Genomic DNA, 13,644 nt, shown 5'->3' with positions numbered 1-13,644 from the left:
TCGTTACCCGAGTGCAGCCTCGAGCGTCTCGAGTGCGCGCGTGAGTTCGCCTTTCCGTTTCCAGGCGGCGATCCGGTCGCCGAACGGCAGCGGTGCCGCAAGCGAGACCGACGACCGAAATGTGACCTGCGTGCCGTCGGCCACGTCCTCGATGTCGATCCACGTCTCCATATGTGAGAACGGTCCCTGTTCGCCCTCTTGTGTGTAGTAGACCCCACCGTCGCGGTCCTCGAAGCGCAGCGGCAGCTGCATCCCGGGCCCGCTGGCGACGACGATGGTGGCGTCGGCCTGGTCGTCAATCGTCTCGACAGTGAAACTCCCCTCCGCTTCGACGATCGTCGGTGGATCGAGCCAGCGCGAGACGACGACGGGCGACGCATCGACAACTCGAGACACCGTTACCTCCTGCATACCGACCACGTACGGGGGAATTGGCATAAATGCCGGTGTCGCCGCCTGCCGACGCCGGCGGCTCGGATGGGCGATACACACAGGGAAACGGCTAAGTGAGCAACGGTCCCGTATCCCGGCATGGCTGACCCCGACACTGACCGAGAGGGCTTACAGGAGGGCCTCGAGTCCTCCCGTGGCGACCCACGCGTACTGGTCATACTGAACGCGATCCTTTCGCTACTGTTTGCCGTGATGATCGTCTGGGGTGGGTCGCTCATTGGGGCCCTCGAGTACGGACTGCCAACCGTTGCAGCCGTGGCGGTCGCGTTGTTCGTGCTCACACACATAATGACGCGGTAGTGGCGGCGGTTGTAGGCGAGTTACAGCTACCCACGGCCGGACTCGAGGTCCTGCAACGAGCCGACAACTACTCACGGACGGATCCATTCACCCCAGCTAATGGAGTTGCGGACCGCCGCGACGTATCGGCCGACAAAGCCCGAACTCGCGGTTTTCGTCGCCGGGGTCATCAGTATGGGCCTCGAAATTCTTGCAGTTCGGATCATCGCGCCACAGTTCGGCAGCCATATCTACACCGTTGGGGGCATTCTGACAGTCGTGCTCGCGGCGTTGAGCCTGGGCTACTGGCAGGGTGGCAAACGTGCACGCGGGGCGACGAATCGGGAGATGTCGTGGCTGTTGCTCGCAACGGCGGTGTACGTCGCGATCGTGATCTACGCCAGCGAACTGCTCCTGATACAGACGTCGACACTGGCGTTGCCGCCGCGGTACGCTGCGCTCCCGGCTGCGATCATCCTGTTCGGCCCCCCAACGTATCTGCTCGGCTTCATCAGCCCCTACGCCGCCGAGCTCTCACAGAAAGCGGGAACTGGCGAGGCGTCCGGCCACGTCTACGCCCTTGGGACGATCGGGAGCATCCTCGGCTCGGCCGCGACCACGTTCGTCTTCATCCCAGCGATGAGCATCGATGCCATCGGCCTCCTCTTCGGGGTTCTCCTCGTCGGGACGGCCGTTATCCTGACGCTGCCTTCGATCTCGCGAAAGCCACTCATCGCAAGCGCCGTCGTCGTCCTCTTACTCATCGCCGCAACTGGTGTCGGGCCGGTCGCTTACGACCACCGCGGCGACGTCGTCCACCAGACTCAGACGGCCCACCAGCAACTCGAGATCGTCGACGACGGCGAGATTCGGACGATGTACCTCGATGGCGCTCGCCACAGCGCAATCGATCTCAGCGAGCCCGACCGCCACGTCTTCGAGTACACGGGATACTTTCACCTGCCGATGCTCATGACCGACGATGTCGACGACGTCGATCGCGTGCTGTTTATCGGTGGCGGTGGGTACACCGGCCCGCAGGATTTCGAGGAGCGCTACGATGTCACCGTCGATGTCGTCGAGATCGATCCCGACGTTACCGCCGCGGCCGAGGCATACTTCGGCCTCGAGGAAAGCGAGACGATGACCGCCCACGCGGACGATGGCCGGCAGTTCCTCCAGCACACCGACGAGACCTACGACGTCATTGTCCTTGACGCCTACAAGCAAGATCAGGTCCCGTTCCATCTGACGACCATCGAGTTCATGACCCTCGTCAGTGATCGACTGGCTGACGACGGCGTGTTCCACGCCAACGTCATCGCGTCACCGAGCGGCCCCGCGTCCGAGTTCTATCACGCCCAACAGCGGACAATGAACGAGGTCTTCCCGGACACCTACAGCTTCCGGACCTCAGACTCGAGCGCCATCCAGAACATTCAGATCGTCGCCACGAACGACGAGACTGGATTCAGCGAGGCCGACCTCGCCACCCGGAACGCCGAACGCGAGCTGGGCATCGACCTGTCGGATGCAGTCGACAATCACATGACCGAGTCCGACAGCGACGCCCCCATCCTCCGGGACGACCGCGGCGAGGTCGATAGCCTGCTTGACCCCATGCTGGGCCAACGGTACGTGATCGAGGAGACCGAGGGGAGCTCGAGCGAGCCGACCGCACCGGCTCAGATCGTCAGCCCCGAAGCCACTGCCAGCGGCGACAGCGGCCCGTGGTCAGCTAGTCCAATCACCCCATCCGCACAGTGAGGACGGGCACGTCGCTCTTTCGAACGACCTTTTCGGTGACGCTGCCGAGAACGAGTCGATCCGCACCGGATCGGCCGTGGGTTCCCATCACGATCGCATCGATGTCGTGCTCGTCGGCGTACTCGAGGATCTGGACATTAGGCTTGCCGTGTTCGATCGCTTCGACGACCTCGAGGTCGTGTTCGCGCGCCAGCTCGGCGATCTCGGCGGTCGCAGCGTTCCCTTCGTCTCGCTGTTTTTCGACGACGTCACCCCACTCGGCCGACGCCGGTTCTGCACCGGCCGAGAAGCCGCCGAGCGGAATGGGCTCGACGACGTACAGCGCGTGGAGTTCTGCGTCGTTCTGTGTGGCGAGTTCGATTGCCTCCTCGATTGCGGCAGTGGCTGGGTCGCTTCCGTCCGTCGGCACAAGTATCCGGTCGTACATTAGTATCGTCTGTGATATTATCTCGCCCCTCAATAGGCGTTTCGACGGTTTTACTCCGTTGGCAACGGATTCGTGACGCCACAGCAGCTCGGGCTGTAGCGACGACGAGAACGAATTATTCCGACCGACGGTAGTCGGGCTCGAACAGCTGTGCCGAGGTTGGTGCCGGATCGCCCTCGGTCAGGTTGTACTGCGAAAAGTCGTCAACGCCGGCTTCACGAAGGAGTTCCTCGTCGTAGACGCTGTTGCCGGTGAACTCGGATGGGTCACGACTGAGAATCTCGAGGACGGTGTCGCTGACGATCTCGGGGGTACGCCAGTCGTCTTCAGTTCCCATCCCGAAGTACCGCGTGGCACGCGTATCGATCGCAGTCACAGGCCAGAAGGCGTTACAGCCGACGTCATCGCCACCGAGTTCACTCGCAAGCGACAGCGTGATGAACGTCATCCCGAGTTTCGACCACGCGTACGGTCCCGAACCCGGCGAGCGGTCGATCCCAACTGGCGGCGCGTTCGTCAGCAGCCACGCGTTGTCGACCTCGCGCAGGTGGTCGGCGAAGGCCCTCGAGGTGAGATACGTCCCTCGCACGTTCACGTCGGTCAGCAGATCAAACCGCTTGGGTGGTAACTCCTCGACGGTCGCAAGCTGGATCGCACTCGCGTTGTTGATGACGATGTTGACCGTGCCGAACTCCTCGATTGCACGCTCCGCTGCGGCCTCGACGGCTGCCTCGTCGCGAACGTCGAGTTTGAGCGCCAACGCCTCGACACCGTGATCCCGAGCTTCGCGAGCCGTCTGCTCGATCGAGCCCTCGAGGTCGCTATCCGCGTAGTCGTCGTCTTCTTCGCTCGTCTTGCCGGTCGAGACGATGTTACAGCCCTGCTCGGCCAGCGCAAGCGCGATCGATTTGCCGATGCCGCGTGTCGTTCCGGTAATAAACGCCGTCTGTCCGGAGAGATCCGGTTGGGACACTGTCATACGTTCGCATTCACCGGCTAGCTCATAAGGCTCTGTAAACCGGAAGCGGGTATCAACGCCGTCGAACGTGTCTTACGTTTCTCGGTACCGGCGGAGATTCGCGACTGACCACCGAGGACGGTCGCAGCCGATATGCCCGGTATATCTCGCCGATAACATCGAATAGGGGATATCGATCTCGCATCGTCGTGTAACCGCCATTGGATTCGTTATCGACCACTGATGTCCGAAATGAAACCACTAGTGGTTTATTTATTGAATAAGTAACCAATAACGCTATCTGTCACAGTTCCTTTGGCCCGATTAGAGGGGTGGTGCAAGCGAACCCAGCGTATTCCGCTGTGCCACTGCCAGCGCACGTATGATCATGAATCTCAACGACCACTACCAGCTCCACATCGACGGTGAATCGGTACCCGCATCGACAGACGACGCTCTCGTGACGAACGATCCCGCGACCGGCGAGCCCATCGCGAAGTTCGCCCAAGCAACCACGGCTGACGTCGACCGAGCGGTCGGCGCGGCTCGCGAGGCAGTGTCGGCGTGGCGTTCGAAGACGCCCGTCGAACGAGGACAGATCCTTCAGGATGTCGCGACACAGATCCGAGCCAACGCCGACGACCTCGCGCAAATCGAAAGCCGTGATCAGGGAAAACCGCTGACGCAGGCCCAAAGCGACGTGGAAGACGCGGCCCGATACTTCGAGTACTACGCCGGCGCAGCCGACAAACTCGAGGGCAAGAGCATTCCACGCGGTGACGAGACGCTCGATATGACCGTTCGAGAGCCCTACGGCGTCAGCGGCCAGATCATTCCGTGGAACTTCCCATTGAGCATCACTGCTCGAGGAGTTGCACCTGCTCTGGCGGCCGGAAACACGGTCGTGGTGAAACCGGCCCCGACGACACCGCTGTCGGCGCTTCATCTGGCGACACTCTGTCGAGACGCCGGCGTTCCTGACGGCGTCGTAAACGTCGTCACCGGCGGGACAGCGCCCGGTGTCGCACTGACGTCACACGACGGTGTCGACCAACTCACGTTCACCGGCAGCGTGCCGACGGGCCAGGCCGTGATGAAAGCCGCAGCGGAGACGATTACCCCTGTCACACTCGAGCTCGGCGGGAAGAACCCGGCGATCGTCATGCCGGACGCGGATCTGGACGCGGCGGCGTTCTGGATCGCAACGGGCATCTTTACGAACGCCGGTCAGATCTGTTCCGCGGCCGATCGGGCGCTCGTTCACGAATCGATCTACGACGAGTTCATCGAGTTACTCGTCGACCACGCTGTGTCGTACGACCTCGGTCCGGGTACGGACGATCCGGATATGGGACCGCTCAATCACGCCGAGCACTTCGAGACGGTCGTCGACTACATAGAGACCGGGCTCGAGGACGGAGCGACACTCGAGACTGGCGGTGAACCACTCGACGAAGACGGCCATTTCGTCCCGCCGACGGTTTTCTCGGACGTCGACCCCGAGATGCGGATCGCTCAGGAGGAGATTTTCGGGCCAGTGCTTGCGGTGATTCCGTTCGCGGATCGCACGGAGGCGCTCGAGATCGCCAACGGCGTCGAGTTCGGGCTGACAGGTGGCGTGTTCTCTCGAGATATCACGCAAGCGCTCGGCATAGCTCGCGAGATCGACGCCGGCGGCGTCTACGTAAACGAGTGGTTCGGCGGCTCAGTCGAAACGCCGTTCGGCGGGATGAAACAGAGCGGAATCGGTCGCGAGAAAGGCCTCGAGGCGCTCGATTCGTACCTCCAGACGAAAAACATCGCCATAAATCTCGACGAGGACGGACACTGAGCACACAGCAACTCGACATGTGTACTCGGCTGAAAGACGGCTTCGACCAGACTACAGCGCTGCACAGCCGGTTGCAGTCTCCGACAACACGCATCAATCACTGAGCGATCGCAACCGTCGAACGGGAGACGGCGGACGAGCGGACGAACTGTGCGTGTAGCTGTTACGTACGGACACCGAGAGATCGCTTCAGAAGCGCTCGAGACCCGATCAGTCGCCGCCGCCGGTCACGACGACCGGGAGCTCAGTGTTCAAGATCACGGACTGGGTGACGCTGCCGAACACCGCCTTCCCGACCGGTGAGCGTTTCCGCCCACCGAGGACGATCGCATCGACATCGTACTCGTCGGCCCGCGTTAAGATGTCGCCTTCCTCGACGTCACCGCTGCCCTCGAGGACGGTGACGTCGATGTCGTGGTCCTCGAGATGTTCTTGTGCTCGCCGGACAGAACCGATTCGCGATGCCGATTTGAACTGCTTAAAATCCTTGGGCAGGTCCTCGCTATCGTCGGTAAAAATGAACAGGAGATACGCCTCGACCGACTCGGACGCGTCTGGCAATGAAGTGACGTATCTGGCCTGAGCGATCGCTCGATCCTCGTTCGTGTCGACGGGTACTAAGACGCGATGCATAGTAAAGATATCACATACCACACTAATAAAACCGACTCCGGCTGTCAGTTCGGGAGCGGAAACACGCCGTTGGGACTCGAGGCGGGCCGCTCCGGGACGACCTGTTACTCGTCGAGTCCGTCACGATCGCGCAGCGACCGGCGCTGGATCTTGCCGGTGGTCGTCGTCGGCAGTTCATCGACGAATTCGATCCGCCGTGGATACTCGTACTCGGCGAGTCGATCCCGGACGAGGTCGCGGATCTCCGCACGGAGTCGCTCGGGGTCGTAGTCATCGGTTGCGGGCTGGACGTAGGCTTTGATCGCCTCGCCGTGAGTTTCATCGGGGACGCCGATGACGCCCGCCTGTTCAGCGTCGGGATGGTGGAGAATCGCCTCCTCGACTTCCATCGGTCCGACACGGTAGCCGCTTGTGAGGATTACGTCGTCGGTCCGGGAGACGAACCACAGGTACCCCTCAGCGTCGCGTTTGACGAGGTCGCCAGTGAGGAACCACCCCTCCGCAGTCTGTTTGTTGGCCGTCTTCTCGGGCAGGTTCCAGTACTCGTCGAAGAACACGCGGCGATCACCCGGCTTGACCGCCAGTTCGCCCGTCTCGCCGGCTGCGAGTTCCTCGTGCGTCTCGGGGTCGAGCACCGCCAGTTCGTAGCCGGGGAACGGTTTCCCCATACTCCCTGGGCGCGTGTCGAACCAACTCGAGGAGTTGCCGACGACGAGGTTGAGTTCGGTCTGGCCGTAGAACTCGTTGATCGCGACGTCCGCGAACGTCTCGTCGACCCAGTCGACGACCTCCGAGGTGAGCGGTTCGCCGGCCGAGGCAAACGTCTCGAGGGAGAGATCAAACTGCCCCTCGGGGTCGTCGACGGCCATCAGCATCCGAAGCGCCGTCGGCGGCATAAACGCCTTGGTCACACTGTGGCGTTCCATGAGGTCGTAGGCCGCCTCGGGGTCGAACCCGTCTCGGGGCCAGCCGACGACGGTACAGCCGTGGTGCCACGCCGCAAAGAGCGTCCCGCCGAGGGCGGCTCCCCAGGCCCAGTCTGCAGGTGTCCACACCGTCGTCTGACCCGCCTCGAGGCCCTGATCGAAGTAGTTGTACGCCGCGGCGGCCCGGCCGAGCCAGAGCGCGTGGCTGTGACGGACGCCTTTCGGCGGGCCCGTCGAGCCGCTCGTATACATGATCGCCGTCGGCGTCTCCGGCGTCGCGTCGTAGACGTCGATGCCGGGCTCGTGGGCCACGAGCAGGTCCGCAAAGGCGTGGGCGTCGCCGTCGACCGATGAGCCGTCGCCGAGTTCGATTACATGCTCGAGGGCGGGACACTCATCGCGGATCTCATCGATCGTCTCGCGAACGCTCGGGTCGACGACGACGGCGACGGCCTCGCTGTCTGCCAGTCGGTACTGCAGCGCGTCACGGCCAAACAGTACGGTGAGCGGGACGGAGACGGCACCCAGCTTCCAGTTTGCGAGGTGGGTCAGCGGGTTCTGGGGCTTTTGGGGGACGACGACGCCGACGCGGTCGCCCGCCTCAACGCCGAGGTCGGCGAGGGCGGCCGCAAGTCGGTCGGAGCGCGCATCGAGATCGTCGAAGGAGTAGGTCTCGAGGCCGCCGTCGGGCTGTTCGTATCGAAGCGCCGTGCGACTCGTATCATCGTGTTTCCGCAGGAAGTCGACAGCAGGGTTGAACGACTCAGGAAGGTCCCACTGAAACGTCTCCCTGGCGTGGGCGTACTCGTCGAACGTCGGCATCACCGTCCATGTCATGCGTGAGGATTGTTGGGCCAACACATAGCATCTTTCGGCACGTCGCTGCTCCGACACTTGAGGCGGCGATCAGTATATGTATCGAGCGTTCGACAGTGCATCCATGTCACAAGACGTCCTCGAGGACGCTGTCTCCGATCGAGAACCCGACGATCGACTGCAGATCCTCGACGCCGACGGGACCGTCGTCGCACCCGCCCTCGAGCCGGACCTCGAGGCCGAGACGCTGCGAGCGATGTACCGCGATATGTGGTTTTCCCGGCGGTTCGACGAACGGATGATCAGCCTCCAGCGGCAGGGTCGAGTCGGGACGTACGCATCGCTTGCGGGTCAGGAGGGCAGCCAGATCGGGTCGACGTACGCACTCGCCGAGGACGACCTGCTGTCGTTTCAGTACCGAGAACACGGCGCAGTCGCGGCGCGGGGGATGCCCTGGGAGTATCTGCACTACTGGATGGGCCACGAGGAGGGCAACGCCGCGCTGGCTGAGATCAACGTCTTCCCGCTGAACATCTCGATCGGCGGCCACCTCCCCCACGCCGTCGGCTGGTCGTGGGCCGCGAAACTGAAGGGTGACGAACGGCTCTGTCTCGTACATTTCGGCGACGGCTCCACCTCAGAAGGCGATTTCCACGAAGCGATGAACTTCGCGGGTGTCTTCGATACGCCGACGGTCTTCTTCTGTAACAACAACCAGTGGGCCATCTCAATCCCGCGCGAGGACCAAACCGCGAGCGCGACCATCGCCCAGAAAGCCCACGCCTACGGCTTTGATGGCATTCAGGTCGACGGCATGGACCCCCTTGCGAGCTACGTCGTCACGAACGCAGCCCGACAGCGGGCGCTCGAGCCACGCGACGGACAGCTGCGACCGACACTGATCGAGGCGGTCCAGTATCGCTACGGGGCACACACGACGGCCGACGATCCATCGGTCTATCGGGACGACGAGGAGGTCGAACGCTGGCGCACAAAGGATCCAATTGACCGGTTCGAGGCCTACCTGCGGAACAACGAGGTTCTCGACGCCGAGCGGATCGACGCGATCGAAGCCGAAGTCGACGAGGCCCTCGCCGCACTGATCGACCGTGCCGAAGCCGGCGAACGTGATCCGCTGGCGATGTTCGACGACACGTACGACGAGCTAACACCGCGACTCGAGGAACAGCGAGCCGCCCTCGAAGCCCTTCGGAACACCCACGGCGACGACGAATTACTCGATTACGAATGAGTTTGACAGGTCCGATATAACAGACGCAATAGGACAGGGCAGCGGCTATCCGCACATCGCCGCTGCGTTCGCACACGATGCAACTCGAGCAGGCGACACAGGAGTCCGGCTGGAGCGGGACGATACCCAGCGCGATCGACATCCGACTACTCGGTCTCGTCGTCATCACGGCGGGGCTGGCAGCGTCGGTGAACGTCCCCTACGGCGGGCTTCCGGTCGCGGTCGCAGCGTTCGTCGTGCTCGTGGGTGGTGGCGTCGTCGTCCACGTACTCGGCGAGCGAAAGCTGCGCCGGATCACCGACGGCCTCGTCGAACGGTGGATTGCGGCCGGTGGAGAGATCGACGACGTCACGCGGTCAGCCGACGGGATGCGAACGGAGTGGACGGTTCACACGGCCGGCGGAGAGATTACAGTCGGCGGGATCGCGCTGGTTCCGATCGCTAAGCTCTCAGTCGAGTGGGAAGGCGTTGGCGACACGATGGATGCAAGCGAGGCAGAAGCAAATCTCGATGCGCTCGCCGACAGCCTCTACGAGGAATGCTTCGAGATCGGCTCGGCACCACAACGGTCCTGATTTTACCGGGCACCGGCTGCAACACTGCCGGTATCGTCCTCGAGTCGCCGTCGGTTTCGATGGCAGGCCCGTAAGGTAAAGTATCGGTACAGGGATGAGTCCGGTATGCAACTCGATGACGTTCGCGTGCTCGATCTCTCGCGACTGTTGCCCGGCCCCTATGCGACACAGCTACTCGCGGACTCGGGCGCCGAGGTCGTCAAGATAGAAGACACCGGCGCCGGTGACTACGCTCGAGCGATGGAGCCACTGACGACTCGCGAGATCGGTGCAATCTTTGAGATGGTCAACCGGGGGAAACACAGCGTCGCGATCGATCTGAAAGACGAAGACGGGCAGGCAGCCTTTTATCGGCTCGTCGAAGACGCCGACGTCGTCCTCGAGAGTTTCCGACCAGGTGTGGTCGATCGGCTGGGAATCGATTACGAAACGCTCACCGAGTACAACGACGACCTGATCTACTGCTCGCTCACCGGCTACGGACAGAACGGCCCCTGGGCGGATCGAGCCGGCCACGACCTCAACTACGTTTCGCTGGCCGGACTGGTCGATATGACCCGCGATTCAACTGAGGAAAAACCACAGGTTCCTGGCTACCAGATCGGCGATATGGCTGGCGGGCTGTTCGCTGCGTTTGCCATCGTCGGCGCACTGCTCTCGCGCGAGCTGGGCAACGCCGGCGGCGAGTACATCGACGTCGCGATGGCCGACGTCGTCGCGTCGTTCTCCCAGTCGGTTGCCTACCAGTCGTTAACTGGCGATCCTGCCGAGCCGCGACCGGGAGCGACGCCGCTGACTGGTGGCGTGCCGTGGTACGACAGCTACGAAACCGCCGACGGCAAGTGGATCACGTTCGGCGCGCTCGAGCCGAAGTTCTGGCGGGCGTTCTGTGACGCGGTCGACCGGGCGGACCTCGTCGACAAACACGGCTCACAGGATCCGGCTGTGCTCGAGGCGCTCGAGGACGAACTCCGAGCGCTGTTTCGCGAGCGAACACGGACGGAGTGGGAGACGGTGCTCGAGGACGTCGATGCGGCGTTTGCCGGCGTCTACACGCCCGCAGAGATGGTCGACCATCCTCAGTTTCAAGCTCGAGAGCTTGTCATCCACCCCGACGACGCACCGCCACGGCTGGGGTTTCCTGCCTGCGGTAGCGACGTCCCAGAGGAGACCGACGAAACCGTTCCGGCACAGGGCGAACACACCCACGACTATCTCGCCGACGCAGGATACGATGACGAGGAAATCGAGGCGTTCCTCGAGTCCGGCGCTGTCCGGCGCGACGAGCCCGACAGGAGCCACTAACCGCCAGCACACGCCCACTCATCCGGGGTCCAACGTCGGTTAGAACTCGGTTCCGTCGAGGCGAAACCGGCCGCACACTGGTTGCTCAGTCGTGAGTACCGTCGCCGATTCACCAGCCCAGAACTGGATGTTCGTCCAGGAAAATAGTTATTAGGGGAGACACCATTGCAGTAGACAGGTGAACGGTGAATGAAGCGATACGAAAGTCGCTACGAGTGTCGTGACTGTGCAACGAAAGTCCATCCAGTCTCGTATCGGGCGAACTGTCCGGACTGTGGTGGCTCCCTTCGTTCCACAGCGACACGGTATCGCGGCGGCGAAGCGACAGGGAGCTGAGGACACTCGTCGCCGGCTCTCGAGGACATTTTTCAGCGACGTTCCGACCAGTAGTGGGCATACGTGCAGCTATTAGTCTAATAATGCACGGTTCGCCACTGTTCTAGGAGATACCGAGGATATACCCACAGCGAATATATACTGGTTCATGGTACCGTTGTCCAAGCTATGATAGAGATTCCAGTCAAACGCGTGCTGAGGCATGCTGCACCGACGATTGCGCCGGAGACGCCCATTACCGAGGCCGCGGTGCGGCTTCGTGCACCCGAGGTGTCGACGCTAGTCGTCCTCGAGGACGAGACTGTGGTCGGCATCCTCACTGAGTCGGACGTCGTCGCGTTCGTGGCCGAAACGCTCGAGCCCCACCCGGTTGAGACGGTCATGTCGTCGCCAGTCACGACGATCTCACCGGGCGAGTCACTCATCGCTGCCGCCGAACTGATGCAAGCGGATGGCGTCAAACACCTGCCAGTCGTCGACGAGGGGGCCTACTGTGGACTCGTCTCGGCATCCATGCTCGCCCCGTACCTCTCACGGAACCGACTCGAGATCGACTGGCAGGACGACCCGATTCGAATCGACGCCGGCGAGGGTCATGGCATTCGAGTCAGCGAGTGAGACGCCCCTCGAAAGACGTCATTCGAACAGTTCTTCGTGTCGTTCCGCGAGATCCGTGTACTCACCCGAGGAGAACATCTCGAAGATCTCCTCGGGGTCGATTGTCGTCTCCTCGAGCGGCGTGATTTCAGCGGGGACGCCGCGAACGAACGACTCGGGCGGGATGTCGTACTCGTCGGGGATCACCGTTCCGGCGGCGACGACGGTGTTCGAGCCGATCGTTGCACCCGTATTGACCGTCGTGTTGAACCCGACCAGCGACTGTTCGTCGATGGTCGCCTCGTTGAGCACTGCCCCGTGGCCAACCATGACGCGGTCTGCGAGCGTCGAGGCGTGAATCGTTGCGTTGTCACCGATATGTGCCTGTTGCCCAATGCGGACGGGACCGATATCTCCACGGAGGACGACCCCAGGCCAGACGCTCGCGTCGGCCCCGACGTGGACGTCGCCGACGAGCGTCGCCTCCCGGCTGACCGATGCATTATCGTCGATCGTCGGCGTCGTTCCTTCGAACGCGTAGTGTCGACTATCCACCATGGGAGTGGGGGCCACGCCGCAGCTAATAAGCGTTCGTTACGGCTTCTGTGACCCTCATCCGAGCATATGTATCGCTCGAGCAAGGGTGGGCAGCCTTCGACGGCATCGATGCTTTCCCCGTCGAGTTCGTGTAGACCGATATGCTCGTCCTCGGTGACGTCCACGCGTCTGATCCAGCCCGCCGCGAGACGCTGCTCGCGATTTATCGAACGCTCGAGCCCGAGTACGTCGTTCAGGCCGGCGACCTGGAACTGTACGACCCGCCAGCGCCGACGTGGTTCATCGCGGGCAACAACGAGGATCTCGACGTTATCGAAGCGCTTCGGGCGGGCGAGGAGCCACCGACGCGGGTGACCGCCACCCTGCTTGCGAGTACAGCCGCGACCGTCGACGGCTGGCGCGTCGCTGGTCTCTCGGGGAACTACGCGCCGACGAAGTACGACTGGACGCGAACTGAACTCGAGGGCGACCGTCGTCGCCATTTCACCCACGAAGACGTCGAACGGGCGGCCACGCTGTCCGACGTGGACATCCTGGTCACCCACGAGGCGCCGACCGGCCTGCTGTCGTACGGCTACGATCCAGGCTGTGAACACATCGACGGCCTACTCGAGACGCTGTCGCCGGCGCTCTGTCTAGTCGGACACCATCACCGCCACCGCGAGGCCGAGATCGACGGCACCCGCGTCGTGAGCCTCGCACCTGCCTGGGAACGGTACTACACGCTTGAGGGCGACCCCGACGGGTTCTCACTCGAGGCACACAGCCACGAGTTCGGTTCCGACGCTGCATCGACAGGCAACGGGCCGTAACGGCGGGAAAACAGCAGTACCGGGCGGAAATTACGGGACAACGCTTCCCAGACAAGCGCTCGCGAATCGAGGCGCGTCCGTCGTGCACGACCTCGCCCACGGCGGGGCGGGGAACTCGC

The 13,644-nt window shown here is 62.7% G+C and carries 15 protein-coding genes; 9 read left to right on the top strand and 6 right to left on the bottom strand.

What is annotated here, in order from left to right:
* Positions 1-3: 3 nt before the first annotated feature.
* Complete coding sequence (locus tag ACERJA_RS07915) at positions 4-411, bottom strand: SRPBCC family protein (protein WP_373607686.1); 408 nt, start codon at positions 409-411, stop codon at positions 4-6.
* Between the two features lie 120 nt (positions 412-531).
* Between ACERJA_RS07915 and ACERJA_RS07910 the strand changes: the two genes are divergently transcribed.
* Positions 532-753 carry a hypothetical protein gene (locus ACERJA_RS07910; protein ID WP_373607685.1) on the top strand — a complete coding sequence of 74 codons (222 nt, stop codon included), beginning with the start codon at positions 532-534 and terminating at the stop codon, positions 751-753.
* A gap of 99 nt (positions 754-852) precedes the next feature.
* Entirely contained in the window at positions 853-2,499 is a 1,647-nt protein-coding gene (locus ACERJA_RS07905) for a spermidine synthase (RefSeq protein WP_373607684.1), read from the top strand.
* Here the strand turns inward: ACERJA_RS07905 and ACERJA_RS07900 are convergent.
* Positions 2,480-2,926 (bottom strand): universal stress protein, encoded by a 447-nt coding sequence (locus tag ACERJA_RS07900; RefSeq protein WP_373607683.1) that lies wholly within the window; start codon positions 2,924-2,926, stop codon positions 2,480-2,482. The two genes, ACERJA_RS07905 and ACERJA_RS07900, sit on opposite strands and share 20 nt — an antisense overlap.
* Positions 2,927-3,041: 115 nt before the next feature.
* Entirely contained in the window at positions 3,042-3,905 is an 864-nt protein-coding gene (locus tag ACERJA_RS07895) for an SDR family oxidoreductase (RefSeq protein ID WP_373607682.1), read from the bottom strand.
* A gap of 361 nt (positions 3,906-4,266) precedes the next feature.
* Between ACERJA_RS07895 and ACERJA_RS07890 the strand changes: the two genes are divergently transcribed.
* Entirely contained in the window at positions 4,267-5,715 is a 1,449-nt protein-coding gene (locus ACERJA_RS07890; RefSeq protein WP_373607681.1) for an aldehyde dehydrogenase, read from the top strand.
* A 210-nt stretch (positions 5,716-5,925) separates the two neighbouring features.
* On the opposite strand, the gene ACERJA_RS07885 is transcribed toward ACERJA_RS07890, so the two are convergent.
* Both ACERJA_RS07885 and ACERJA_RS07880 read right to left on the bottom strand, forming a co-directional pair.
* Positions 5,926-6,348, bottom strand: a complete 423-nt coding sequence (locus ACERJA_RS07885; RefSeq protein ID WP_373607680.1) for a universal stress protein — start codon at positions 6,346-6,348, stop codon at positions 5,926-5,928.
* Between the two features lie 104 nt (positions 6,349-6,452).
* Complete coding sequence (locus tag ACERJA_RS07880; RefSeq protein ID WP_373607679.1) at positions 6,453-8,111, bottom strand: acyl-CoA synthetase; 1,659 nt, start codon at positions 8,109-8,111, stop codon at positions 6,453-6,455.
* A gap of 103 nt (positions 8,112-8,214) precedes the next feature.
* Between ACERJA_RS07880 and pdhA the strand changes: the two genes are divergently transcribed.
* From pdhA to ACERJA_RS07855, 5 genes are all read left to right on the top strand, one after another.
* Entirely contained in the window at positions 8,215-9,342 is a 1,128-nt protein-coding gene (gene pdhA, locus ACERJA_RS07875; protein ID WP_373607678.1) for a pyruvate dehydrogenase (acetyl-transferring) E1 component subunit alpha, read from the top strand.
* A 77-nt stretch (positions 9,343-9,419) separates the two neighbouring features.
* Positions 9,420-9,917 (top strand): hypothetical protein, encoded by a 498-nt coding sequence (locus ACERJA_RS07870; RefSeq protein WP_373607677.1) that lies wholly within the window; start codon positions 9,420-9,422, stop codon positions 9,915-9,917.
* Between the two features lie 105 nt (positions 9,918-10,022).
* Positions 10,023-11,222 (top strand): CaiB/BaiF CoA transferase family protein, encoded by a 1,200-nt coding sequence (locus ACERJA_RS07865; RefSeq protein ID WP_373607676.1) that lies wholly within the window; start codon positions 10,023-10,025, stop codon positions 11,220-11,222.
* A gap of 189 nt (positions 11,223-11,411) precedes the next feature.
* A complete protein-coding gene (locus tag ACERJA_RS07860) occupies positions 11,412-11,558 on the top strand; it encodes a rubrerythrin-like domain-containing protein (protein ID WP_373607675.1) in 147 nt (48 codons plus the stop codon).
* Positions 11,559-11,726: 168 nt separating this feature from the next.
* Entirely contained in the window at positions 11,727-12,176 is a 450-nt protein-coding gene (locus tag ACERJA_RS07855; protein ID WP_006064799.1) for a cyclic nucleotide-binding/CBS domain-containing protein, read from the top strand.
* Between the two features lie 18 nt (positions 12,177-12,194).
* Here ACERJA_RS07855 and ACERJA_RS07850 read toward each other — a convergent pair whose 3' ends face one another.
* Positions 12,195-12,713: a gamma carbonic anhydrase family protein gene (locus ACERJA_RS07850; RefSeq protein ID WP_006064800.1), complete on the bottom strand. Its 519-nt coding sequence runs from the start codon at positions 12,711-12,713 to the stop codon at positions 12,195-12,197.
* A 140-nt stretch (positions 12,714-12,853) separates the two neighbouring features.
* On the opposite strand from ACERJA_RS07850, the gene ACERJA_RS07845 reads away from it, so the two are divergent.
* Positions 12,854-13,525 carry a metallophosphoesterase gene (locus ACERJA_RS07845; RefSeq protein WP_373607674.1) on the top strand — a complete coding sequence of 224 codons (672 nt, stop codon included), beginning with the start codon at positions 12,854-12,856 and terminating at the stop codon, positions 13,523-13,525.
* Positions 13,526-13,644 lie beyond the last annotated feature (119 nt).

Source organism: Natronorubrum sp. A-ect3 (genome assembly GCF_041821125.1).
Lineage (GTDB): Archaea > Halobacteriota > Halobacteria > Halobacteriales > Natrialbaceae > Natronorubrum > Natronorubrum bangense.
The sequence above is the reverse complement of the archived record's forward strand: the minus strand, read 5'-3'. Positions and strand labels throughout refer to the sequence as shown.

Bases quoted from the DNA above. Each gene is read 5' to 3' on its own strand.
- ACERJA_RS07880 (WP_373607679.1), bottom strand. From the start codon at position 8,111: ATGACATGGACGGTGATGCCGACGTTCGACGAGTACGCCCACGCCAGG.
- ACERJA_RS07890 (WP_373607681.1), top strand. From the start codon at position 4,267: ATGATCATGAATCTCAACGACCACTACCAGCTCCACATCGACGGTGAA.
- ACERJA_RS07895 (WP_373607682.1), bottom strand. From the start codon at position 3,905: ATGACAGTGTCCCAACCGGATCTCTCCGGACAGACGGCGTTTATTACC.
- ACERJA_RS07905 (WP_373607684.1), top strand. From the start codon at position 853: ATGGAGTTGCGGACCGCCGCGACGTATCGGCCGACAAAGCCCGAACTC.
- ACERJA_RS07910 (WP_373607685.1), top strand. From the start codon at position 532: ATGGCTGACCCCGACACTGACCGAGAGGGCTTACAGGAGGGCCTCGAG.
- pdhA (WP_373607678.1), top strand. From the start codon at position 8,215: ATGTCACAAGACGTCCTCGAGGACGCTGTCTCCGATCGAGAACCCGAC.
- ACERJA_RS07900 (WP_373607683.1), bottom strand. From the start codon at position 2,926: ATGTACGACCGGATACTTGTGCCGACGGACGGAAGCGACCCAGCCACT.
- ACERJA_RS07845 (WP_373607674.1), top strand. From the start codon at position 12,854: ATGCTCGTCCTCGGTGACGTCCACGCGTCTGATCCAGCCCGCCGCGAG.
- ACERJA_RS07865 (WP_373607676.1), top strand. From the start codon at position 10,023: ATGCAACTCGATGACGTTCGCGTGCTCGATCTCTCGCGACTGTTGCCC.
- ACERJA_RS07850 (WP_006064800.1), bottom strand. From the start codon at position 12,713: ATGGTGGATAGTCGACACTACGCGTTCGAAGGAACGACGCCGACGATC.
- ACERJA_RS07885 (WP_373607680.1), bottom strand. From the start codon at position 6,348: ATGCATCGCGTCTTAGTACCCGTCGACACGAACGAGGATCGAGCGATC.
- ACERJA_RS07915 (WP_373607686.1), bottom strand. From the start codon at position 411: ATGCAGGAGGTAACGGTGTCTCGAGTTGTCGATGCGTCGCCCGTCGTC.
- ACERJA_RS07855 (WP_006064799.1), top strand. From the start codon at position 11,727: ATGATAGAGATTCCAGTCAAACGCGTGCTGAGGCATGCTGCACCGACG.
- ACERJA_RS07870 (WP_373607677.1), top strand. From the start codon at position 9,420: ATGCAACTCGAGCAGGCGACACAGGAGTCCGGCTGGAGCGGGACGATA.
- ACERJA_RS07860 (WP_373607675.1), top strand. From the start codon at position 11,412: ATGAAGCGATACGAAAGTCGCTACGAGTGTCGTGACTGTGCAACGAAA.